Source organism: Actinomycetota bacterium (genome assembly GCA_030019255.1).
In the GTDB taxonomy this organism is placed as follows: Bacteria; Actinomycetota; Geothermincolia; order Geothermincolales; family RBG-13-55-18; genus Solincola_A.
The window spans coordinates 195,512-218,605 of the sequence record JASEFK010000005.1; the positions used below are offsets into that span (position 1 = coordinate 195,512).

Sequence of the window (23,094 nt, forward strand, 5' to 3'; positions counted from 1 at the left end):
CAGGCGAAGATCTTTCAGGTCCGTCATCATTAATGTCAACAAACATCATCACCATGATTCGACTCACGGGTCCACGGGGTTGACAGCTCCAACAATCCTGTTGCTGTGGATGGCACCAAACATCATCACGATGATTCGACTCCCCGTCCCGGCCGGTTGAGCTTCCTGGACCACGGAGGAGGAAGGGCCGTGTCCCGCTCGGGAAGGCGGGGAGGGCGGGAAGGCCACCCACGGAAAGAAGGGCGGGATCTCCCGCCCCCGGCTGCGGCGTGGTACCGAGGGTCAGTATTCCATGATCTGGGAAAGGGGTATGTCCGCCAGGTGGGTGGTGGTGAAGTAGGTGCTGCCGTCCCTGGTCCACCCCGGGTCCTGCGCGTAGCCGAAGGGGTTCACGTGGTAGGTGTAGGTTTTGCTGGGAAGGCTGTTGTCCCACGTCTCCAGCAGCCCGTTGACCTCGATGTAGGCGGTGTTGGGATCGATGGCCGCGCCGTTGGTGTCGAAGGTGAAAAACAGGCGCACACTTCCACCCAGATGGTCGGGGTAGCGGGCCCCGAGGTCGTTATACGTGTGGTTTCCCCTCCTCCAGAGGTAGGAGCTGGAGCTGGATCCCTTCCCGTAGAGGATGTAGGAGCGGCCCCCGCCGTGCAAGATGAGCTGCAGGGGCATGTAATCCAGGGAGCGGTCGTTGGTCAGCCACTCCACGGTCATATACAGATGCACGTAATTGGCGCCGCTCCAGGCGGAGTTGTATGCACCCGGCGAATGGACGTCGATGATGGCGCTCTGTGGGTCGACGTCCGCGGAGGGGACAACGTCGCGGAATATGTAACGGTAATCCCCCCAGGTGACGTGGGGCTTTTCGGGTTCCTGGACCGCCTGTTCCTCTTCCGCCGTACCGGCCTGGGCCTCCTCTCCCCCCTTCTCCCCCTGCGCCCAGGACCAGCCCATGAGCATGGATAGGAGGAAGAAGCAGAGCAAGACAATGAGTATCTTCCTCTTCATTCCCGGACCCCTTTCACGTCCTTCTCCTTTCCGAAAAAAGGAAATAACATTCCAATCTTTCCAATTTTATCATATCGGCATGCGCCCCCGCCGCCTTGACCCGTCGGGTAATGCGATAGGAATCGCGTTCTCAACCTCGAATCCCGCCGAGCTTTTTCTATTTTATACCAGCAGCGCAGCACTTAAACACCATGCCTTGTTTCCGCGTGCTTCTCGCAACTTCGCCCGGCGTCGCCGCCCGGACCCGCCACTTCCGAGCACCGTGCGGTGGTCGCAAGGGATTTAATGTCCCGACATATCCGTGGTCTTGACCGAGTTTGCGGTCGGGCTCGAGGGTGACGCGGTTCAGCGACCGGGGATGCCGCTCTCCAGCTCTTCCTCCATGGCGTCCACCACGCTGGTGTAGGCCACGATGCTGCGGTGGACGCGGTCCATGGCCCCGGAGAACTTCTCCGCCAGGAGAGGGTCCTCGGTGATCTCTTTCATCTGGCGCAGGACGTCCAGGACCTGCTTCATGGAGCGCACGAAATCCCCCGCCGAGTACTGGGGATAGGCGGAGGAGATGTAGGAGAGGTCCTCCCCCGCGGCCCAGTCGTAGACCACGGGGATGAAGCCGGGGTCCAGGAGCCGCAGGAGGTCCAGGCCCTCTCGCCTCTCCAGGGCCTTTATCCGTCCCTCCAGGCTGCGGGCCGCGGCCACCGCTTCCTCCAGGGCGGGGGTGGGAATGGAGGGGGCCTGGGCCGGTTCCCGGTAAGGTCTCCCTCCCCTGCGGCGGGGCGTGGGGCCCTCCCGGGTCTCGAAGACGAAGACGGAGGCCAGGGCCGCGGTCTCCGCCTCGTCCAGGGGGTAAAACAGGCCTTCCTCCAGGCACTCCACCAGGGTGAGGTCGCACTCGTTGTAGATGCGGGAGAGGACGATGCCCTTAGGGGTGGGCTTCTCCCCCTCCAGGTAGCCGAGGCGCTCCAGCACCCGCATGACGTTGGCCAGCCGTCGGGAGGACACGTCGCTGCGCGCCTCCATCTGCCTCTGCACGCGGTCCATCTCCGCCTGCAGGTTGCGGATGTTCCGGCAGGTCTCCAGGCAGGCCTCGCGCCTCTCGCAGGCATGGCAGGGATTCACCTCCAGCTCCTCCCGCAGCGAGGCCAACTCCTCGCGGTGGGGGAGGTGGAATTCCTCCTCCCACTCCTGGGGCGGCGGGACCCGGAAGCCGGCCAGGGCCTGCCGCAGCCTTTTCTCCTCTGCCTTGCTTCGGGCGGGGAGGAAGGGCTTGCCCAGGTGGCCGATGACCTGGGGTGGATATGGAAAATGCTGGTAGGATACCTTGAGGACCCGGCCCCGGTCGTCCAGGGTCGTCAGGCGCGGGTCGCCGTGCTTGTCCTCGGAGATGGAGAGCACCACCGCCGCCCGCCGGGAACCCCTGCGGTGGAGCACCAGCACGTCCCCGGGGACCAGCTCCTCCAGCTCCCGGTTGACGAGTTCCCGCCTCCGCCTCCGGCGCTCGGTGGCCATCTCCTTCTCCAGGCGGGATATCTCCCCGCGGGTCAACAGGTAGGCCATGGGATCCCCGCGCCGGCAGTCTATCTTCTTCCAGTGGGCCTGCATACGCCTGGCCAGGCGGGATCGGGAGCGTTCCAGGCGCACCACCTCTCGGTCGGCGTGGAACTGGGCGAAGCTGGAGTTGAGCATGTGCACGGTGGTCTCCACGTCGTAGTAGTGCAGCAGGTTGACCACCATGTTGTAGGAAAGGGAGAAGCTGGAAATTATGGGAAGACTTTCCATCTCTGCCAGCCTGCGCACCTGGGAGAAGGGGACCATGGGGTTGTACAGGGTGATCGCGTTGCCCACCTTGTCGATGCCCCGGCGGCCAGCCCGGCCGGTGAACTGGGTATACTCGGTGGGGGTGAGGAACTCGTGGGATTCCCCGGTGAACTTGAACAGGGACTCGATGACCACCGTCTTGGCGGGCATATTTATCCCCAGGGAAAGGGTCTCCGTGGCGAAGACCACCTTGACCAGGCCCTGGGCGAAGAGGTCCTCCACTATCTCCTTGAAGATGGGGAGGTGCCCGGCGTGGTGGGAGGCCAGCCCCCGCTTGAGGGCCTCCAGCCAGTGGTCGAAACCGAACACCTTCAGGTCCTCCTCGGGAAGCCAGGCCACCCGGGCCAGGGCCTGCTCCTCGATGGCCCTCTTCTCCTCCGGGGTGGTCAGGTCCGCCCCCTCTTCCAGGCAGTGGGCCACCCCGGCGTCGCACCCGGCCCGGCTGAAGATGAAGTAGATAGCCGGGAGCATCCCCGACTTACGGAGACGTTCCACCACGTCCGCCCGCCGGGGTATGAGGTGACGGGTACGCGGCCTCTTCCCCCCGCGCCCCTTCTGCTTCATGGAACGCTCGTATTCCTCCACCACCCCCGGGGCGCGGTCGGAGAGCAGGTTGACCATGATGCCGCCGATGAGGTAGTAATGCCGCAGGGGAACGGGGCGGCGGTCGTGGTAGACCACGTCCACGTCCCCTCGCAGGTCGTTCAGCCACTCCCCGAACTCCCGGTAGTTGGAGACGGTGGCCGAGAGGGCCACGATCTTGATGTCCGTGGGGAGGTGGATGATGATCTCCTCCCACACCGGTCCCCGGAAGGGGTCCATGAGGTAATGGCACTCGTCCAGGACCACGTAGCGGAGGTCAATGAGGTCCGGGGAGCGCTCGTAGATCATGTTGCGCAGCACCTCGGTGGTCATGATCACCACCGGCGCTTGGGAATTGATGCTGTTGTCCCCCGTAAGGAGGCCTACCTTTTCCGGGCCGTAGGCGGCTCCGAAGTCGCGGAACTTCTGGTTGCTGAGCGCCTTGAGGGGAGTAGTGTAGAAAGTCCTTCCCCCCATCCTCTCCGCCAGCCACACCGCGAACTCCGCCACCACCGTCTTCCCCGACCCGGTGGGGGCCACCACCAGGACGGAGCGGTCACGGGCCAGGCTCTCTATGGCTTGGAGCTGGAAGTCATCCAGGGGGAAGGAATAGCGCGCGGTGAACTCCGCGATCAGGTCCGTTTCCCGTTCTCTCTCCACGCCTTAATTGTAACAGAAGGCGGAAACGGGGAACGGTAATCCCTCAGGCGGGCCCCGGAAACTCCATCCTGACCCCTGGCGTCATCCAGGGGTGAGACATTTTAAGAGGAGGCGTTTTGCTCGTGATGACTCGCTCCGGTAACCTGGGGCGTGAGGCGGAAATGCGAGACAGATTATCGTGCGAGCTCGTGGAGCCGGGAGAAGAGAGGGAGCTCCTCTCCTTCCTGGAGCGAGATCCGGTGGCCAATCTCCGCCTGGTGTGGACCGTGAGGCGCTGGGGCCTCCTCAACCTGGGCCTGGCGGAGCAGGGCGCTTTCCTCGCCGTGCGCTCTGGGGGGCGGATAAGGGGGGTACTCTTCCGCGACAACCTGGGCCTGTGGAGGACGGCCGCCGGGGCGGATGAGGCCCGGTTCCTGGTCCGGTCGGCCATGGACCTTTGGGGACCGCCGGTGGCCATGACCGGGCGCCGCGAGGAGGTGGAGGGCATACTGGCCGACTTTCCGGAGCTCTCCGGGGCAGTCGTACGCCGGGAGGAGGAGGTGTCCCTGGTCCTGGAGCCGGGGGATTTCGTTCCACGCAAGCCGGAGCTGGCCGAGGAGGCCGAAGAGGAGGACCTGGAATCACTGGCGGGCCTGGAAAGATCCTTCCAGTTGGAGTACATGGGAAGCGTTTCCAGGGACTGGGAGATAAGGCTGCGCATGCTGCGCCTGGTGGAAGCGGGCGCGGCGGCTCTGGCCCGCTGGGAAGGAAAACCGGCCGCCAAGGCGGAGATGGAGGCAGTCACTCCCCGGGCGGACGAGCTCGGGGGGGTTTACACTCTGCCGCGGTTCCGTCGCCGGGGGCTGGCGGCGGCGGTCTGCAGTCTACTCTGCAGCCGCTCCCTTTCCCGGGGGAAAGTTGTGCGCCTGGAGGCGCGCGAGGATAACCACGCCGCCATTTCCCTGTATCGTAGCCTCGGCTTTCGCGAGCTCTGGCCCCACCTGGTGGTGGTCTTCCGCCGCTGATCGAGGATATTTCACCAGCTTGAGATTTTTCTCCACAGGCTGGCCTCAACAAGTGGTCTTCCGCCGATGATCGGGAGGCGGGAAAAAGCCGATGGCATCCCTTCCGTCCTTCATTTTCCCCGGCGCCGGTGAATGCCTGCGTCGACGGGGCCCAGCCTGGACCGGGTGCCGGGTCTCATGGTAAACACTATGTTGGTAATATATACCAAATTAATTTCGATTGGACATCTTCGGGCTGCCTCCGGCCACCGCGACGGGCCGGAGAAGTGATCATGACCGTGCCCTCAAGCCGTGGCGCCGCTTTCCGCCTCCGCGACCAGAGACTTGATATCCATGGGGGCGGGCTTTTCTGGGTCCAGCTCCAGGGCGATCGCTTCCAGCTCGCAGCGGGAGACGCACACCCCGCACCCGAAGCAACGCCCAACGTCAACCTCCGCCACCAGGTCGTCCTCCAAGTTCAGTGCCTTGAAGGGGCAGGCCTCCACGCAGTTGCCACAGCCGCTGCATTCCTCCGGGTTCACCCGGGCCACGTAGCCGGAGGAGCATATGTTGGGTGAGCCGAAGGCCAGGTAGGACTTCATGCCTATGCAGCAGCAAGAGCAACAGTTGCAGATGGCGAAGAAACGGCCCCCGGCGGCGTCCTTGAAGTAGGCGCAGTGCACGTGCCCTCTCTCGTGCTCTTCCTTGAGGATGCGCGCCGCTTCCTCCGGAAGGAGGCGGCGGAAGTTATTGGGCTTATGCTCCTCCAGGAAGCCCAGGAAGGGTTCCCCCACTATTAGGCAGACGTCCAGGGGGAGGCAGGGATTGTTCTGCGTGTGCCGGCATGGGCATTCGATGACCCCGATGTGATCGGGGTCCTCGAGGATGATGTCGTTAGCGATGGGGTAGGGGACCACCTTCTCCTGACGGGGAAGGTAGACGTTCTCCTTCACGTTCACCAGGTCCACGGCGTGTTCCGTGCGCACCACCTTGGCGTGATAAGTGCTGGTGGCAGGGTCGAGGGTCTCCCGCGCCACTTTCCCTACCACCACGTCCAGGATGTCCTCCAGCTCAGGGGGAAGGTCGTGGGGAGGCTCCTTCTCCGCCATGTTGATGAGTTTTCCCAGGCGGTAGACGTAGGCGTTGGGGAACCGTCCGTAGAGGTAGCCGTGGATGAACCCCTCCAGGTTACGGTTGCCGAACATCTTGAAGAAGCGTTTGACGGGGTCGCGCATGCGCCTCCCTCCCTTTCAAGACGTACCCTCCCGGACGCCCATGCCCATTATTATATAGGAGAAGAGCCGATAACGGCCCGTCTCAACGCGCCCGCCGTTTTCACTGCCTCCTCTCGGCCGGCCGTGGCCGGGCGGGGAGATGGCCAATTCAGCTTGCGCTGTTTCACCGTAATGGGTGTGGACGGTGAACCTCTCTTGAAGGCGGGGAAGGCGGGCTGATGGTGCAGGCGTGCACTATTCCTCCGGAGTGGGATTAAATATTGGTGGCCGCCGCGGAGCCGGGGCAGGATGGCGGGGAAGGGCCCGCCCGGACACGTAAGGAAATGGGTCAGGGAGGAAGGGATGGCCGAGGGAGGGTTCTGGAAACCGGAGATGGAGCTCCTATCCGAGGAGGAGATACGGAACCTGCAGCTGCGTCGGCTGCGGGAAGTGCTGGAGCGCTGTGGCAGGAGTCCCTTCTACAGGGAATGGTTCCGGGAGGCGGGATTCGATCCCGGCAAGGTGAGCTCCCTCGCCGACCTGCGGGCCCTGCCCTTTATGGACAAGGAGACCCTGCGCGGGGATGACCCGCGGCGCTTCCTCACCGTCCCCCTGGAGGACGTGGTGCGCCTTCATTCCTCCTCGGGCACCACCGGGCAGGCCACGGTCATCTTCCATACCGCCCGGGACATCGAGGCCTGGACGGAGCTGGTGGCCCGGTGCATGTATATGACCGGGGTACGCCGCTCGGATGTCTTCCAGAACATGATGGGGTACGGGCTCTTCACTGGGGGCCTCGGCTTTCACTACGCCGCGGAGAGGATCGGCGCTCTGGTCATCCCGGCGGGCTCGGGAAACAGCAAGCGCCAGATACAGCTGATGCGGGACTTCGGGACCACGGTCATCCACGTCATCCCCAGCTACGCCCTCTACCTCCTGGATGTCTTCCGCGAGCTCGGCCTGGATCCGCATCGGGACACCAGCTTGCGCATCGCCTTCATCGGCGCCGAACCCCACACGGAGAGCCTGCGCCGCCGACTGGAGGAATCCTATGGAATCAAGGCCTATAACTCCTACGGGCTCTCGGAGATGAGCGGACCCGGGGTGGCCTTCGAGTGCCCCTTCCAGGAGGGGATGCACGTCTGGGAGGACAGCTTCCTCCTGGAGGTCATCGACCCTGAGACCCTGGAGCCCGTGCCCGAGGGCGAGGAGGGCGAGCTGGTCTTCACCACCCTGCACCGGGAGGGCATGCCCCTCCTGCGCTACCGTACCCACGACCTGGCCCGCGTCTTCCCTGGGCCCTGCCGCTGCGGGCGGGCACACCGCCGCATCTCCCGAATCAAGGGGCGCACGGACGACATGTTCATCGTCAAGGGGGTCAACGTCTTCCCCATGCAGGTAGAGAGGGTGCTCCTGGGGGTCCTGGGAGTGGGTTCCAATTACCGCATCGTGCTGGAGACGGTGGAGAACCGGGACGAGATGCGCGTCCAGGTGGAGGTCTCCGGCGATCTCTGGCATGGCGAGGTGAGGGAATTGAACCAGCTGCGCCGCCGCATCGTGCAGGAGCTGCGCCAGGAGATACTGGTGACCCCGCAGGTGGAGCTCATGGAGCCGGGTTCCCTACCCGCCGGGGAGGGGAAGGCGGTACGGGTGGTGGACATGCGGGACCACGCGAGGGGGGATTGATCATGGCGCACCAGGTCAACGTCTTCGCCCGGAACCAGCCCGGACGGCTGGAGAAGCTCACCCAGGTTCTCATGGAGGAAAACGTGAACATCCGGGCTATCACCATCGCCGGCGCCGACGATTACGGGGTGGTGAAGCTCCTGGTGGACGACCCGCGCCGGGCCCACGAGGCCCTGCGGAAGGAGGGCTTTTCCGCCTACCTCAAGGAGGTCATCGCAGTGCTCATGGACGACCGCCCCGGCGGCCTGCACCGCGTCTGCCGCGCCCTGGGCGAGAGGGGGGTAAACATAGAGGACGCCTACGGTTTCGTGGTCCAGGACCGCCGCACCGCCGTGCTGGTGGTGGAGGTGGAGAAGATCCCCGAGGCCGAGGAGGTCCTCCGGGCGGGTGGCTTCGAGCTGATGAGCGACGAGGAGCTCTATTCCATTTAGCTACCCCTTCGGTCCTGCGGCAGAGGGGCGGACGGTTCGCAAAGGGCTTTTCGGGAGGCCTGAGGTCATGCGGGATGCAAACCCGATACGTGGGTACCGCCCATCGAACCACCCGGCAATCTTCGGGTAATTGTTCTACTGGCACCAAGGAAGGCGGCCGATTCCCGCCGCCGGCTTCACAGGGGATGCGGGGCCTTCCGCGGAGGCGAAGGCTCGACGTTTATCTCCCGCAGGAGCCTTAGCTCCTCCACCGCTTCCCCCTCGCCCTCCATGCCGTAGATGCGGGGAGTCATCACCGCCAGGAAGGCGTTCACCACCCGGGGGTCGAACTGCACCCCGCTGTAGGTGGTTATTTCCTTCACCGCCTCCTTCACCTCCTTGATGTCACGGTAGCCCCTCCAGGAGGTCATGGCCACGAAGGCGTCGGCCACGCTCAGGATGCGCGCCCCGAGGGGTATGGATTCCCCCTTCAGCCCGTCGGGATAGCCCATCCCGTTCCACCATTCGTGATGTCCGCGGACGATGGGGATAATCTCCCAGTTGGGCCTGATGGCCGCCAGCATCTCCGCCCCCAGCAAGGGATGCCTCTTTATCATCTCCTTGTCCGCGGGCGCCAGTTCCCCGGCCCGAAAAGCAGCGTCCGAGAGCTGGCCCGCCACCTGGAGCATGCCGATGTCCATGAGGTTGGCCGCCCTCTCCACCAGGCGCACGTAATCCTCGTCCAGCTCCATGCGGCGGGCGATCTCCACAGCGTAGAAGGCCACCCTCTTCCAGTGCCCCTTCATGTGGGGCATCTTCTTCTCCAGCCTGGCGTGGAGGTCGTCGGCGATGGCCACCAGCTTGGAGACCTCCAGCAGGGCGGTAAGGTCTTCCATCTGCTTGCGGAGGCCGTCGGTGGTGCGGCGCAGTTCCTCGAAGACCCTCATGGACTGCCGGCTGTAATCCCTCTCCCGCCTCATCAGGTAGGCGACGAAGGCCACGATGAGGAGGGCGAGGCTTACGCGGGTGAAGTTGTTGAAATAGTCGGAGCCGAAAAGGCCGCTGAGCATCTCCAGGTTGAAGGCGTAGACCACCACGGCGATGCCCAGGATGAGGGCAATGAGCACGGCCAGGTAGAGGAGATCCCTCCTGCCCCTGTCGAAAAGCCGTATCTCCTCTTCCGGGGCGGGCGAGGAATCTTCCCGGGGCGGCGAGGAAGCTGGTTTGCCCATGACGGTCTCCCCGTGCGGGGTCCCTCTCCTTCTTCCGAACATCCTTACCCCCTGAAACTTCCCGTCACCATGATCTGGTAACGGTTTTTTCGCCTACATCCGCAACCTCGGCGTGGGTCAGCGCCTCTCTACATCACCCAAACGGGTAATAAAAGGGCGAAAAAGGATGGAGATGGGCCGGCCACGGGACAATAAAAAGCACCATTTTCCGGATGGGGTTACGGGTTGGGCGGCGGGATCGAGAAAGCACCCTCCCGGATTCCGGCCGGTTTGCGCTGGTGATTCCGTGCGCACGGATCCCCCCGGACCACAACTCGGACATGTTGGAAAAATCCAGTAAAACCTGGTTATTCCTTGAGTGCCGATCGCCCTGGACTTCAACCCGTCTGGTAGGCACTTAGCCCGTACAGTTGGTATCCTGAGGCCATGCCTGGAGTGATTTACGGAGACAGTCCCTCCGGGCATCAACCGCCGTTGTCCTGCGAATCATCCAGGCTGAAGGCGGCCTGCGAGCCGGAACGACTCGGGGTCCAGGAGCGGCGGGCGTCGATGACGTGCACCACCTCCCACCCGCGGCTCTGGAGGGCCTCGGCGATGAACCTCCGGTGGCACTTCCAGGGCAGGAGTTCGGCGCAAACCACGGCCGAGGGCATCTCCGCCGCTGCCCTCTCCAGCTCCTCGATGCCCTTCCTGAATTCCGGGGTCTCCATGTGCGCCCGGTAGCCGCCCTTGCGGTACCCGCCCAAGAGGTTTCCCATCCAGCGGTAGCCCAGTCCCTTATCCTCCAGGTAGGAGGAGAGGGCTTCCCGGGAGAAATGCGGGTACCTCCGGCTGGTCGGAAAGGACCTCACGTCGCAGACGCGTTTGATCCCCCAAGCCGCGAGCACGTCCAGGAACTCCTCAAGGGTCCGCGTGCTGGTCCCCAGGGTGAAGATCCTCTTCGAGGCGGTAGCCTCCGGTGTACCATCCACTTTTCTCCCTAGCCGTCTCTCGTACGGCTCCCAATCATGAGGTGGCTTCTTTCCCGTCCCCGGTCTCCGGTGTGTTTACCGCTCCCTCGTCCTTTCCGGCTCTCTCGAGGATGGCGGCCGCCTTCTCCAATATCTCCCGTTCACCCTTGTAGGAAAGGGCCTGAAGGGCCCGGTCGAGGGGCATCCACTCCACCCCCTCCACCTCCCAATCGTGGCCCTCCTCGCTCCCTCGGCGGTAGCGGAGGAGGTAGAAGTGGACCAGCTTGAAGTACCGGGTATCCTCCTCGGGGGAATAGTAGTAATAGCGGACGTAGCCCAGGGGAGCCACCGGCTCTCCCTCCATGCCAGTTTCCTCCCGGACCTCACGAACGGCGGTTTCCAGGGGGTCTTCACCCTCCTCCACCAGGCCCTTGGGGAGGGCGTGTACCTTCCCTCCCTTCAGCCGGATGACGGCCACCTCGTATCCGCCTTCGGCGGGGCGGAAAAGGACTCCTCCCGAGGAGACCTGTTTGCCGTATTTCATGACCCTTCCCGACTTCCCCGGCGATCCGGCCCGATATATCCGGAGCGGACGACAGGCTTGCGCCGGTTGGTCGTCCTGTCGCCTCTTACCCATTAAACATCAAGGGAACCGCTTTCCGTCAATGTTGCGGGAACCCGGAAGACCATGCGTATGCCCGGGTATAGGTTGCCCTGTGGGACGCCCCGATCCGGTACCTCTTTCATCGAAACTAAGGGGCGACTCACCATTGCTGGCGTTGAACCTCTCCGGGTGATGCGCCGTCTTAACCGTTAAGGCTTGCATGTGGTATTTTTAGGGCGGCTTTTCCGGAACGGGAGCGGCCTCCCGGACCTGTAGGCGAGGGGAGAGATATGCGGGTTGCGAGGATCTATGCTGCGGCAGCCATCCTTTTTCTGTGCCTTTCCCTGGCACTGGGCATGGCCGCCTGTGGAAAAGGTAACACCGAGGGCCTTCTCCGGAGAGAGGTGCCGGAGAACGCCACCCCGGAGAAGATCATGCTGGAGGGGCTGAACGCCACTGACGAGGTCGGCTCCCTCCACTATGTCTTCGACTACGCCTTCATCGTTCCTCCCACCGGAAAGCAACCCTACACGGCAGAGGTGAGGCTGACCGGGGAGGGCGATTACGACGCCGCCACCGAGAACGCGAGGGCCCACTTGACCTGGTCCACTTTCAATAAGGAATTCGACTACATCCTCTACGAGGGAGTGCAATATTTCCGCGCCGCGGACGGGGAACGGTGGTACGAGCTCCCCTCCGAATCCACCCTGCGCATCCCCAGCGTCTCGGAGATCGCCAGGAACACCGCCGAGTACCTGGATAACTTCCAAAAGATAACCCGCCTCCAGGACGAGGTGGTGGACGGGAGGGACTGCTACCACATTGCCATGGTTCCCAACTTCGACGCCATCATGGAGGACGAGGAGTTCCTCAACATGATCCGGGGGGAGGGCCAACTGGATGAATCCAAGCTGGCCGAGCTGGAAAGGATAAAGGAACAGCTTAAGGAGGCCAGTGTCAACTACGAATACTGGTTCGACAAGGAATACCTGGTCCTGAGACGAACCCTGTACAACATCGAGATGGTGCAGAAGGGCGAAGGCGACTCCCCCTCCTACACGGTCAAGGTGATCATGGAGATAACCTTCCCCCGCTACAACCAGAAGGTGGAGATCACCAAGCCGGAAACTGCCCTTCTTTACAAGGGATAGCGAGGGATAGCCGTTGGAAGGAGCTGGAAGATTGCGCAGGATTCACCCACTGCCCGTGACCGCAGGCATCACCGCTCTGGCCGTCCTGCTGGTCTTGGGAGTGGGCGCCGGATGCGGGAAGCAGAAGCGGGATTATTCCAGCGACCTGGTGGCCGCTGCGCAAGCTTTCACCGGGGCGGGGAGCGTTCACGCCCTGGTCAACGCGGCGGTCTCTCCCCTGGAGGGGGAGACCGGAATGACCGTCAACGTCCAGGGAGACGCCTGGGTTGACCTGCGCGCCCCGGCCCTGGAAGCCCGCTTCACGGTTCTGGGCATGGAGGTCTCCCTCCGCTACGTGGGGGGACAGGCCTATCTTAAGGTGGGGGGCAGTTGGTACTCCCTATCCGCGGAGAGCCTGGGGGTGAGCGAGGACATACCCTCTTCCCTGGCGGACTTGTTGGCGGCCCTTCCGGAGGTGCTGTCCGCCTCCGTGAGCGTGGAATACCTGGGGGAGAAGAAGGTAGGCACCTTCGACTGCGTGGAGCTGGATGTTCATCCCGACATCAAGGCGATCTCGGAGCTGGAGGAGGTGCGCAAGCTGGCCGAGGACCTGGACATCGCCCCCGAGGAGCTGGAGGAGATCCTTTCCGGTTCCAACCCCGTGATACGGGTCTGCCTCCAAAAGGGCGCACCGGTCGTCAGGCAGGTATATATGGCCGCCGACGTTGAGCTTTCCCCTTTTAACAAGCAGTTGGGTCTGGGCCTCCTCCCCGAGAAGGGGCGCCTGGAGATCACCGCCGATTTCCCGGAATACGACGTGGAGGTCACCGTGGAACCTCCCGCCGAGGCCCGCCCCTTCAGGGGCCTCTGAACCGGCGGCCCCTTCCGTCCATGGAACCCGGGAGCGGGTGCGCGGAGCCCTTCGTCCGTGCATGACTTAAGGGGTCTCTGGATCGCCGGCTCCTTCTGCCCTTGCGCTCTGCGCTTGACGTAACGGTCGCCTGCCCCGGGGGCCGTCCCCGCAGGGCGGCCGGCCGTCGGATCCGCGCCCTTTCCCGTGGCGGAACAGGCCGGTGAGCTCCTGGAATCAGAGCGAGCCTCCCATGACGCGGTGCCCCGTGGATGATAATATAGCCGTGATCGGAACCCGGAGGTGGAGTATGTACTTCCAGGACATGATCATGGCCCTGCAGTCCTACTGGACGGAGCGCGGCTGCGTGCTGGTGCAGCCCTACGACGTGGAGGTGGGAGCGGGGACCTTCAACCCGGCAACCTTCCTGCGCGCCCTGGGGCCGGAGCCCTGGCGGGTGGCCTACGTGGAGCCCTCGAGGCGCCCCACCGACGGGCGCTACGCGGAGAACCCCAACCGCCTTCACCAGCACACCCAGTTCCAAGTCATCCTCAAGCCCTCCCCCCACGACGTGCAGGACGTCTACCTCGATTCCCTGCGTGCCCTGGGGATTGACCCCGCGGAGCACGACGTGCGCTTCGTGGAGGACGACTGGGAAAGCCCCACCTTGGGGGCCTGGGGGCTGGGGTGGGAGGTCTGGCTGGACGGCATGGAGATCACCCAATTCACCTATTTCCAGCAGGTCGGCTCCCTGGACTGCCGGCCGGTTTCCGTGGAACTCACCTACGGCATGGAGAGGCTGGCCATGTACGTGCAGGGGGTGGACAACGTCTTCGACCTCCGCTGGAACGGGGAGTTTACCTACGGGGACCTGCAGAGGCAGGCGGAGGTGGAGTGGAGCATATACTGCTTCGACGAGGCGGATACGGAGATGACCTTCCAGCTCTTCGACCGCTACGAGGCGGAGGCCAAGAGGCTCCTGGAGAGGGGCCTGGTGCTTCCGGCCTACGACTGCGTGCTCAAGTGTTCCCACCTCTTCAACATCCTGGATGCCCGGGGGGTGATCAGCGTGACCGAGCGTACCGGGTACATCGCCAGGGTTAGGGAGCTGGCCCGGGGGACGGCCTCCGCCTACCTGGCGCAGAGGGAAGCGCTGGGGTTCCCCCTGCTGCGGGAGGGATGCTGAATGGCCGGGGGAGGAGCCAGGGACCTTCTCCTGGAGATAGGGACCGAGGAACTTCCCTGGGGAGCGGTCCAGGACGGGAGGAGGCAGCTCCGGGACAACCTCCTCTCCATCCTGGAAAGGGAACGCCTCGGACACGGGGAGATCCACGTTTATTCCACGCCGCGGCGCCTGGCCGCCCTGGTGGAAGACCTGGCGGAGAGGCAGGCTGATTACCAGGAAATGGTAAAGGGTCCGCAGCGTTCCGCGGCCTTCGACGAGCGGGGGAATCCCACCGCTGCCGCGGAGGGCTTCGCGCGCGCCCGGGGCGTGCGGGTCGAGGACCTGGTGGTAAGGGAGACGGAGAAGGGGGAGTTCGTCTTCGCCGTGGTCCGGGAGGAGGGGAGGAAGACCCTGGAAATCCTCCCCGGGCTGGTGGAGGAGGTGCTCCGCTCCTTCTCCTTCCGAAAGTCCATGCGCTGGGGGGAGGGGGAGTTCCGCTTCGCCCGTCCAGTCCGCTGGCTGGTGGTCCTCTACGGGACGGAGGTGGTCCCCGTGGAGTTCGAGGGCCTGCGGGCGGGAAGGCTGACCAGGGGACACCGCTTCCTTTCATCCGGGGAGGTGGAGGTGGCACTTCCCCGCGACTACGTGGAGGTTCTGCGCCGGGCCCGCGTGCTGGCGGACGAGGAGGAGCGCCGGAAGTCCATACTCGAGGGCGTGGAGGAAGCCCTCTCCTCGCAAGGCCTGCGCGCCGTCCCCGCCGGCGAGACCCTGGACGAGGTGGTGGACCTGGTGGAATACCCCTACGTAATCCTGGGAAGCTTCGAGGAGCGCTTCCTCCAGCTCCCGCGCGAGGTCCTGGAGACGGCCATGCAGGAGCACCAACGCTACTTCCCGGTGGAGGGAGAGGACGGGCGGCTGGCTCCCGCCTTCCTGGTGGTGCACAACGGGGATCCCGAAAGGGAGGATATCATCCGGAGAGGGCACGAGAGGGTGCTGCGGGCGCGCCTGGAGGATGCTTCCTTTTTCTACCAGGAAGACCTGAAGCGGACCCTCGAGGACCGCCTGCCGGACCTGAGATCGGTGGTCTGGCAGGCCAGGCTGGGCAGCCTCTACGACAAGTCCCTGCGCCTGGCCGACCTGTGCGAGGAGGTCTGCCGCTCCGCCCACCTCCCCGAGGAGACGGCGGAGAAGGCCCGGAGGGCGGCCCTGCTGTGCAAGGCCGACCTAGTGACCTCCATGGTGGTCGAGTTCACCTCCCTGCAGGGCGTCATGGGGCGCATCTACGCCCTGGCGGCGGGTGAGGACGGGGAGACGGCCGCGGCCATCGAGGAGCATTACCTGCCCCGCTTCGCCGGGGACCGCCTCCCGGAAACCCTTCCCGGCGCGGTGCTCTGCCTGGCGGAGAAGGTCGACAACCTGACTGGTTGTTTCGGGGTGGGGCTTATCCCCAGCGGATCGGAGGACCCCTATGCCCTGCGGCGCCAGGCGGTGGCCGTTCTCTCCGTGGTGGCGAAGGCGGGCCTGCACCTGGATTTCGCTTCCCTCCTCGCCGTGGCGGCGGAGAGGTTCGGTTTCGCCCGTCCCGATGCGGTGGCCGGGGAGGTGGGCGAGTTCTGCCGGCAGCGGTGGAGGCAGGCGCTCATCGGGGAGGGATTCGATTACGACCTGGTGGCCGCGGTCCTGGACCTGGCCCTCAGGGACCCGTGCGAGGCGCGACTGCGGCTGGAGGCCCTTCAGGAGGCGCGAAACCGGGGCTTGCTGCAGAGGGCCTACACCGGCTTCGAGCGCTGTTACAACCTCTCCAGCCGCTCGGAGGCCGCGGAGCTGGACGTGGATCTGCTACGGGAGGAAGCAGAGCGTAACCTCTATTCCAAGCTCACCTGGGCCCAGGATCCCCTGCGCGGGTACCTGGACGCGGGGGAGTACCAGGCCGCCCTCGGGGTGCTCCTGGAACTGGCCCCGGACATAGACCGCTTCTTCTCCGAGATCTTCGTCATGGGAGAGGACCGGCGGTTGCGCGACAACCGCCTGGCCCTCCTCAAGAAGGTGGCCTCCCTCTTCCTGGAGTTCGCCGATTTCACCCAGGTGGTGACCGAGGGGGAGCGCTGACCCCAAACGGAGGAAGAACAGCGTTTCCACCGGGAAATCCCGTTAAACCACCCGTGCAGGGCTCAATATAATTGTTTATAATTTTTCCATTATTCCGTCCCGTCCGGGTGACCTCCCGCCCGGATGACTAAGGGTCTTCCCGGTATGTGGGTGGGAGGAGGCGGAAACGCGCATACGCCGAGAGATACGGGTTAGAAGATTCAGGACAGGAAGGCGAGGGGGAATCGGAGATGACCAAGTATGTGTACGACTTCGACGAAGGCGATGCGGGGATGAAGAAACTCCTCGGCGGGAAGGGGTCCAACCTGGCGGAGATGACCAGGCTGGGACTGCCCGTGCCGCCCGGGTTCACCATTACCACCGAGGCCTGCAATTACTATACAGCGCAGGGCGAATATCCCCCGGGCCTGCAGGAGGAGATCAACGAGCACCTCCGCCGCCTGGAGGAGAAGATGGGCAAGAGGCTGGGCGACAAGGAGGACCCCCTCCTGGTCTCCGTGCGCTCCGGAGCGGCCATTTCCATGCCCGGGATGATGGATACCGTCCTCAACCTGGGTCTCAACGACGAGTCGGTGAAGGGCCTGGCCGCCCAAACCGGCGACGAGCGCTTCGCCTACGATGCCTATCGCCGCTTCATCCAGATGTTCGCGGACATCGTCATGGGGGTGGACAGAGACCTCTTCGAGGAGAGGATAAACGAGAAGAAGAAGGAACGCGGCGTGACCCAGGACGTGGAGCTGACGGCGGAGGACTGGAAGGAGTTGGTAGAGGAGTTCAAGGCCATCGTGCGGGAGAAGGCCAGGCGGGATTTCCCATCCGACCCCCGCGAGCAGCTGGACCTGGCCATCCGGGCCGTATTCAGGTCATGGAACAACCCCCGTGCCATCACCTACCGCAAGCAGTACGACATACCCGACGACCTGGGAACGGCGGTCAATGTGCAGACCATGGTCTTCGGGAACAAGGGTGAGGACTCGGCCACCGGAGTCTGCTTCACCCGCGACCCCTCCACTGGGGAGAAGCGCCGCTTCGGCGAGTACCTGGTAAACGCCCAGGGCGAGGACGTGGTGGCCGGGATCCGCACCCCCAAGAGCCTGGACCAGCTGGCGGAGGAGATGCCCGAGCTCTACCGGGAGCTCACCTCAGTCATGGACAAGCTGGAGAAGCACTACCGGGACATGCAGGACATCGAGTTCACCATCGAGCAGAAGAAGCTGTACATGCTGCAGACCCGGACGGGCAAGCGCACCGCGGCCGCTGCCCTGAAGATCGCCGTGGACATGGTGGAGGAGGGACTCATCACCAAGGAGGAGGCGGTGGCCCGGGTACAGCCCGAGCAGCTTGACCAGCTCCTCCATCCCCGGCTGGACCCTGATGCCAAGTACGATGTAATCGCCAGGGGCCTGCCCGCCTCCCCGGGTGCGGCGGTGGGAGAGGTGGTCTTCGACGCCGATACCGCCGAGGTGCGCGGCTCTCGCGGCGAGAAGGTCATCCTGGTGCGCTGGGAGACCACCCCCGACGATATCCACGGCATCATCGCCGCGCAGGGCGTGCTCACCAGCCACGGGGGAATGACCAGCCACGCCGCGGTGGTGGCCCGGGGCATGGGAAAGCCCTGCATCTGCGGTGCGGAGGCCATCAAGATCAACCAGGCGGAGAGGATCTTCGAGGTCAACGGGCTGGTGGTCCGGGAGGGCGACGTCATCACCATCGACGGGACCTCGGGGAAGGTCATCCTGGGGGAGGTGAAGCTCATCGAGCCCAAGGTGGACGTCAACCTGGAGAAGATCCTGGCCTGGGCCACCGAGATACGCCGCCTGGGCGTGCGCACCAACGCTGACACTCCCGAGGACGCCAAGCGCGCCCGCGAATTCGGCGCCGAGGGCATCGGGCTCTGCCGCATCGAGCACATGCTCATCGGGGAGGACCGATTGCCCATCGTGAGGCGCATGATCCTGGCCGAGACCGAGGAGGAAAGGGAGGAGGCCCTCATGGAGCTGGAGCCCCTCCTGCGCCGCGACTTCGAGGCCATCCTAGAGATCATGGACGGACTCCCGGTGACCATCCGCCTCCTGGATCCTCCCCTGCACGAGTTCCTCCCCGACCTCACCGAGCTGCGCGTAGAGCTGGAACGCCTCAAGCACGTGCCGGGGGAGAGGGAGGAGTACGAGGCCAAGGAGAAACTGCTGGCGCGGGTGCGCGCCGAGGCGGAGGCCAACCCCATGCTCGGGCTGCGCGGCTGCCGCGTGGGCTGCACCATGGGCGGGGTCACCGAGGCCCAGGTGCGGGCCATCATCAAGGCCGCCTGCGACCTCAAGAAGCAGGGCAAGGACCCGAGGGTGGAGATAATGGTCCCCCTGGTGGCCTTCCGCAAGGAGCTGGAGATCGAGCGGGAGAAGATAATCCGGGTGGCCGAGGGAGTCAAGGAGGCCATGGAGGTGGACCTGGACTACCAGGTGGGCACCATGATCGAGCTTCCCCGCGCCGCCCTGACCGCCGACCAGATCGGGGAGGTGGCCGATTTCTTCTCCTTCGGGACCAACGACCTCACCCAGACCACCCTGGGGTTCAGCCGCGACGACGCCGAGGCCAAGTTCCTGCCCCAGTACATCGAGGAGGGCATCCTCACCGACAATCCCTTCCAGACCCTGGACGTTGAGGGGGTGGGCAAGCTGGTGCGCATGGCCTGCGAGCTCTCCCGGAAGGTCAATCCGAAGATAAAGCTGGGGATCTGCGGCGAGCACGGCGGGGATCCCCGCAGCATCAAGTTCTGCCACGAGGTGGGCCTGGACTACGTGAGCTGTTCCCCCTTCCGCGTGCCGGTGGCCATCCTGGCCGCCGCCCACGCCGCCCTGGGGGACGTGCAGGACGCCACCAAGTAAAGCCCGGCAGTGTAAGTAAGCCGGGCCGGCGCCCCGCGGAAAGGGTTTGGAAGGCGCCTTCCCGCCCCATGCCGGTTCGCATTCAGGTGTGGCCGGGAAATCCCGCCATGGACGAGCACAGGGGGGATTCGCCGCGGTCCCCCCGACGATGTCTTGACATTACGGCGGGATACAATCTTCATGGGGCGCGTGCTCGGTTGCGCGGGAGCCGTCCGGGCGGCCGAGTCGCTTGAATGCCTTGCCGGAAAGGAGGTCACTGCCATGTATATCCTGGCCGTCAACGGAAGCCCCAACCGCAAGGGGAACACCGCCTTCCTCCTGGAGAAGGTCCTGGAGGCGGCCCGGGAGGAGGGGGTAGATGGAAAAATTATCCATGTGATGGATGTTGTGAAGGACCAGGAGAACCCCTTCTGCGTGGCCTGTTCCAGCCCCTGCAAGGAGGCCTGCCACGCAAAGTCCGCGGCGCTCCATGAGGCCTGCGAGGCCCTGGAGGGGGCGGCGGCGGTGGTTCTCGGAAGCCCGGTTTACTTCGGGACCGTTTCCGCCCAGCTGAAGGCCTTCTGGGACAAGACCCGCGCCGTCCGTTCCCGCAAATCCCTGGTGGGAAAGCCGGCAGCGGCGGTGAGCGTGGGAGCGGCCCGCTTTGGAGGCCAGGAGACCACCCTCAAGGCCCTCCATGACATGCTCATGATCCAGGGGATGAGCGTCGTGGGGGAGGGAACGCAGGACGATGATGCCGGGCACCAGGGAGTGTGCGCCCAGAAGCCGGCCCAGGAGGACTCCTTCGCCCTGGAGAGGGCGCGCATCCTGGGTAAGCGCCTGGCCCGCGAGGCGAAGAGGGCGGCGGGATGAACGGAAGCGCCTCTGCGCTTCCCGCAGGCCCTGTTCGATAAACGGCGATGGAAAGCGCGGAGAGAGAAGGGAAAGGTGCCGGGATGAGCGTGCGGGAGGAGATAGAACGCTGGGAGGAGGAATGGCTCTCTCCCTATGCCGTGCGCAGCCGGGAGAGCCGGGGCCGCCTGAGGGAGGAGAAGCCCGACTCCCTGCGGACCTGCTTCATGCGCGACCGGGACCGCATCATCCACAGCAAGTCCTTCCGGCGCCTGAAGCACAAGACCCAGGTTTTTTTGGCCCCCGAGGGGGATCACTACCGCACCCGCCTCACCCACACCCTGGAGGTCAGCCAGATCTCGCGCACCATAGCCCGGGCCCTGCGCCTCAACGAGGACCTTACGGAGGCCATCGCCCTGGGGCACGACCTGGGACATACCCCCTTCGGGCATATGGGGGAGGAGGCCTTCCGCGACCTCACCCCCACCCCTTTCCGGCACAACGAGCAGAGCCTCCGGGTGGTGGACAAGCTGGAATATAATGGTAAAGGCCTCAACCTCACCTGGGAGGTCCGGGACGGCATCCTCAACCACACGGGCCAGAGCCCTCTTCCCGCCACCCTGGAGGGCCGCGTGGTGCGCATCGCCGACCGCATCGCCTACGTGAACCACGACATCGACGACGCCATCCGGGCGGGCATCCTCACCGAGGAGGAACTGCCGGAGGGGCCCATACGGGTGCTGGGAAGGCGGCACAACCAGCGCATCGACACCCTGGTGCGGGACTTGGTGGAGGCCAGCCGGGACGGGGGGGACATCCTGCAGAGCGAGGAGGTGGCTGCCGCCCTGGACGAGCTGCGCGACTTCCTATTCGCGCGGGTGTACATAGGTTCAGTAGCCAAGCAGGAGGAGGACAAGGCCATCATGGTCCTGCGGCACCTGTTCCATTTCTACCTGGAGCACCCCGAGGAGATGCCCCGGGAGTTCCGGGAGGGGGAGGAGGACCTGCGGGTGAGGGTCTGTGATTACGTGGCCGGCATGACCGACCGCTACGCCATGCGCAAGTACCAGGAGCATTTCCTGCCGCGCGTGTGGGTGGGGGAGCTTTGAGGTGAGTCCCTTGGCCGGGGGGAGGATCCGGGACGAGGACATCGAGCGCCTCCGCGAACAGGTGGACATTGTGGAGGTCATCTCCGAATACGTGCAGCTTAAGAAGGCCGGGAGGCTGTTCAAGGGGCTGTGCCCCTTCCACGATGAGAAGACCCCCTCCTTCATGGTGGACCCCGCCAAGCAGCTCTACCACTGTTTCGGCTGCGGCGAGGGGGGCGACGTGTTCACCTTCCTCCGCAAGAGGGAGGGCCTAGGGTTCCGGGAGGCGGTGGAGAGGCTGGCCTCCCGGGTGGGATTCACCCTTCACTACCAGGGAGGCGCCCGCGAGTCCGGGGGCCCGGATAGCAGGCGGGCGAGGCTCTATCGCATCAACCAGTGGGCGGCGGAGGTATACCACCGCGTCCTGCTGGAGGGCGAGGAAGGAGAGGCGGCGCGCAGGTACCTCAAGTCCCGGGGGATCGACGAGGAATCCGTGTGCATCTTTGGCCTGGGATTCGCCCCGCCGAGGTGGGACTTCCTCTACCGCCAAGCCATGCGACGGGGTTTCGAGGTCCAGGATTTTCTGGCCTCTGGCCTGGGTCTCCGAGGTGAGAAAGGCGTTTACGACCGCTTCCGGGGCCGGGTTATCTTCCCCATCCGGGACCTGCAGGACCGGGTGGTGGCCTTCGGTGGAAGGACTCTGGGGGACGAGCAGCCCAAGTACCTCAACTCCCCGGAGACGCCCGTCTACGTTAAGAGCCGCCATCTCTATGCCCTCAACCTGTCCCGCCGGGAGATAGTGAAAGAGGGGTTCGCCGTCCTGGTGGAGGGATATACCGACGTTATCCTCCTCTGGCAACATGGTATCCGCAACGTGGCTGCCACCCTGGGCACCGCCCTGGGCCAGGAGCATTTCCGCCTCCTCTCCCGGCTCACGGAAAGGGTGATCCTGGCCTTCGACGCGGACCGGGCGGGGGTCAGTGCCAGCCTCAGGGGCCTGGATCTGCAGAAGGATTTTAACCTCGACTTGAGGGTTATGGTCATGGATGAGGGATCCGACCCTGCGGATTTTGTGACCACACATGGGCCGGAGGGGTTCAGGAAGAGGGTGGAGAACAGCGTTCCCCTGGTCGACTTCTGCCTCCGCAAGGTTCTCGAGGAACACGACCCCTCGGACACTAACGCGCGGCTGCGGGGCGTGCGCCGGGCGGTCTACCTGGTGGCCGAACTGGGAGGGGAGATAGACCAGGAAAGGCACATCCGGACCATAGCCGACTGGGCGGGTTCCAGCTACCAGGCGGTGCAGGAGCTCTACCGGCGGGCGCGGGGGAGGAGCTCCGGGCCGGCCCCTGCCGCGGAGGCCTCCATCCTCTTACCCCCACAGGGGCGCGCGGAAAGGGAACTTCTCCGCCTTCTGCTGCATCAACCTTTTCTGGTGGAGAGGGCGCTGGATGAGGTGGACCCCTCCCTCTTCGAGGATGCCGATTGCTCTCGGGTCCTCTCCGCCCTCCTGGATCTCTACCGGGAGGATGGGGGAGGGAAGGGCCTCGACGATCGCCGGGTGGGGCGCCTGGTGGAGGGCCTGGATTCCGGGACGGCCCGGAACCTGGCCACGGCGTTAATTCTGGACGGGAGTGGGAATGTTGATAATATGAGGGTGGAAGACGCCGTTGTGGTATATAATGACCTGCTGGCGACGCTGAAGGAATTCTATATCGAACGTCAAATTAGAAGATTGAAGCAGGAGCTGGAAGGTCTCTCCTCCGCGCCCCATAGGGATCATGAGCGTGAACGCGAGCTCTCGGAGGAGATTTATTCCCTCGAGCGCCTGAAGAGGGAGCTCAGAAGGGGCCGCGCTGGCTAAAGGACAGCGTGAGAGCGCTCGATTAATCTTAATA

Annotated in this window: 17 protein-coding genes; 11 read left to right on the forward strand and 6 right to left on the reverse strand. The window is 64.5% G+C overall.

All coding sequences use genetic code 11. From position 1 onward, the window contains the following. Positions 1-282: 282 nt before the first annotated feature. A complete protein-coding gene (locus QME84_06295) occupies positions 283-1,002 on the reverse strand; it encodes a hypothetical protein (GenBank protein ID MDI6873876.1) in 720 nt (239 codons plus the stop codon). A gap of 345 nt (positions 1,003-1,347) precedes the next feature. After that, positions 1,348-4,062 (reverse strand): DEAD/DEAH box helicase, encoded by a 2,715-nt coding sequence (locus QME84_06300; GenBank protein ID MDI6873877.1) that lies wholly within the window; start codon positions 4,060-4,062, stop codon positions 1,348-1,350. A gap of 161 nt (positions 4,063-4,223) precedes the next feature. Between QME84_06300 and QME84_06305 the strand changes: the two genes are divergently transcribed. Continuing rightward, entirely contained in the window at positions 4,224-5,066 is an 843-nt protein-coding gene (locus tag QME84_06305) for a GNAT family N-acetyltransferase (GenBank protein ID MDI6873878.1), read from the forward strand. 284 nt (positions 5,067-5,350) lie between these two features. Here QME84_06305 and QME84_06310 read toward each other — a convergent pair whose 3' ends face one another. Beyond that, the gene (locus tag QME84_06310; GenBank protein ID MDI6873879.1) at positions 5,351-6,280 is read right to left on the reverse strand and encodes a 4Fe-4S binding protein; all 930 of its coding nucleotides are present in this window, start codon (positions 6,278-6,280) and stop codon (positions 5,351-5,353) included. 342 nt (positions 6,281-6,622) lie between these two features. On the opposite strand from QME84_06310, the gene QME84_06315 reads away from it, so the two are divergent. Both QME84_06315 and QME84_06320 read left to right on the forward strand, forming a co-directional pair. After that, complete coding sequence (locus tag QME84_06315) at positions 6,623-7,945, forward strand: phenylacetate--CoA ligase (GenBank protein MDI6873880.1); 1,323 nt, start codon at positions 6,623-6,625, stop codon at positions 7,943-7,945. 2 nt (positions 7,946-7,947) lie between these two features. Next, positions 7,948-8,376 (forward strand): ACT domain-containing protein, encoded by a 429-nt coding sequence (locus tag QME84_06320; protein ID MDI6873881.1) that lies wholly within the window; start codon positions 7,948-7,950, stop codon positions 8,374-8,376. Positions 8,377-8,552: 176 nt separating this feature from the next. Here the strand turns inward: QME84_06320 and QME84_06325 are convergent, their stop codons facing one another. The 3 genes from QME84_06325 to QME84_06335 all read right to left on the reverse strand — a co-directional run bounded on the left by QME84_06325 (position 8,553) and on the right by QME84_06335 (position 11,081). Continuing rightward, positions 8,553-9,629, reverse strand: a complete 1,077-nt coding sequence (locus QME84_06325; GenBank protein ID MDI6873882.1) for an HD domain-containing phosphohydrolase — start codon at positions 9,627-9,629, stop codon at positions 8,553-8,555. A 422-nt stretch (positions 9,630-10,051) separates the two neighbouring features. Continuing rightward, positions 10,052-10,558: a DUF488 domain-containing protein gene (locus tag QME84_06330; protein MDI6873883.1), complete on the reverse strand. Its 507-nt coding sequence runs from the start codon at positions 10,556-10,558 to the stop codon at positions 10,052-10,054. A 34-nt stretch (positions 10,559-10,592) separates the two neighbouring features. Beyond that, positions 10,593-11,081 (reverse strand): NUDIX hydrolase, encoded by a 489-nt coding sequence (locus tag QME84_06335; GenBank protein ID MDI6873884.1) that lies wholly within the window; start codon positions 11,079-11,081, stop codon positions 10,593-10,595. Between the two features lie 350 nt (positions 11,082-11,431). Here QME84_06335 and QME84_06340 point away from each other — a divergent pair, with 350 nt between their 5' ends. The 8 genes from QME84_06340 to dnaG all read left to right on the forward strand — a co-directional run bounded on the left by QME84_06340 (position 11,432) and on the right by dnaG (position 23,060). After that, positions 11,432-12,292 carry a hypothetical protein gene (locus tag QME84_06340; GenBank protein MDI6873885.1) on the forward strand — a complete coding sequence of 287 codons (861 nt, stop codon included), beginning with the start codon at positions 11,432-11,434 and terminating at the stop codon, positions 12,290-12,292. Between the two features lie 31 nt (positions 12,293-12,323). Further along, the gene (locus QME84_06345) at positions 12,324-13,142 is read left to right on the forward strand and encodes a hypothetical protein (GenBank protein ID MDI6873886.1); all 819 of its coding nucleotides are present in this window, start codon (positions 12,324-12,326) and stop codon (positions 13,140-13,142) included. Positions 13,143-13,431: 289 nt separating this feature from the next. Beyond that, positions 13,432-14,307, forward strand: a complete 876-nt coding sequence (gene glyQ, locus QME84_06350; protein MDI6873887.1) for a glycine--tRNA ligase subunit alpha — start codon at positions 13,432-13,434, stop codon at positions 14,305-14,307. Continuing rightward, positions 14,308-16,395 (forward strand): glycine--tRNA ligase subunit beta, encoded by a 2,088-nt coding sequence (gene glyS / locus QME84_06355; GenBank protein MDI6873888.1) that lies wholly within the window; start codon positions 14,308-14,310, stop codon positions 16,393-16,395. It abuts the gene before it with no gap. Positions 16,396-16,625: 230 nt separating this feature from the next. Then, a complete protein-coding gene (ppdK, locus tag QME84_06360; protein ID MDI6873889.1) occupies positions 16,626-19,277 on the forward strand; it encodes a pyruvate, phosphate dikinase in 2,652 nt (883 codons plus the stop codon). Between the two features lie 261 nt (positions 19,278-19,538). Next, a complete protein-coding gene (locus tag QME84_06365; protein MDI6873890.1) occupies positions 19,539-20,129 on the forward strand; it encodes a flavodoxin family protein in 591 nt (196 codons plus the stop codon). An 83-nt stretch (positions 20,130-20,212) separates the two neighbouring features. Continuing rightward, entirely contained in the window at positions 20,213-21,217 is a 1,005-nt protein-coding gene (locus QME84_06370) for a deoxyguanosinetriphosphate triphosphohydrolase (GenBank protein MDI6873891.1), read from the forward strand. A 10-nt stretch (positions 21,218-21,227) separates the two neighbouring features. Next, on the forward strand, positions 21,228-23,060 hold the full coding sequence (gene dnaG, locus QME84_06375; GenBank protein ID MDI6873892.1) for a DNA primase: 1,833 nt from the start codon (positions 21,228-21,230) through the stop codon (positions 23,058-23,060). The last annotated feature ends 34 nt before the right edge of the window (positions 23,061-23,094 follow it).

Coding starts and splice junctions, on each gene's coding strand:
- QME84_06295 (MDI6873876.1), bottom strand. CDS start 1,002: ATGAAGAGGAAGATACTCATTGTCTTGCTCTGCTTCTTCCTCCTATCC.
- QME84_06305 (MDI6873878.1), top strand. CDS start 4,224: ATGCGAGACAGATTATCGTGCGAGCTCGTGGAGCCGGGAGAAGAGAGG.
- QME84_06310 (MDI6873879.1), bottom strand. CDS start 6,280: ATGCGCGACCCCGTCAAACGCTTCTTCAAGATGTTCGGCAACCGTAAC.
- QME84_06315 (MDI6873880.1), top strand. CDS start 6,623: ATGGCCGAGGGAGGGTTCTGGAAACCGGAGATGGAGCTCCTATCCGAG.
- QME84_06320 (MDI6873881.1), top strand. CDS start 7,948: ATGGCGCACCAGGTCAACGTCTTCGCCCGGAACCAGCCCGGACGGCTG.
- QME84_06325 (MDI6873882.1), bottom strand. CDS start 9,629: ATGTTCGGAAGAAGGAGAGGGACCCCGCACGGGGAGACCGTCATGGGC.
- QME84_06335 (MDI6873884.1), bottom strand. CDS start 11,081: ATGAAATACGGCAAACAGGTCTCCTCGGGAGGAGTCCTTTTCCGCCCC.
- QME84_06340 (MDI6873885.1), top strand. CDS start 11,432: ATGCGGGTTGCGAGGATCTATGCTGCGGCAGCCATCCTTTTTCTGTGC.
- glyQ (MDI6873887.1), top strand. CDS start 13,432: ATGTACTTCCAGGACATGATCATGGCCCTGCAGTCCTACTGGACGGAG.
- glyS (MDI6873888.1), top strand. CDS start 14,308: ATGGCCGGGGGAGGAGCCAGGGACCTTCTCCTGGAGATAGGGACCGAG.
- ppdK (MDI6873889.1), top strand. CDS start 16,626: ATGACCAAGTATGTGTACGACTTCGACGAAGGCGATGCGGGGATGAAG.
- QME84_06365 (MDI6873890.1), top strand. CDS start 19,539: ATGTATATCCTGGCCGTCAACGGAAGCCCCAACCGCAAGGGGAACACC.
- QME84_06370 (MDI6873891.1), top strand. CDS start 20,213: ATGAGCGTGCGGGAGGAGATAGAACGCTGGGAGGAGGAATGGCTCTCT.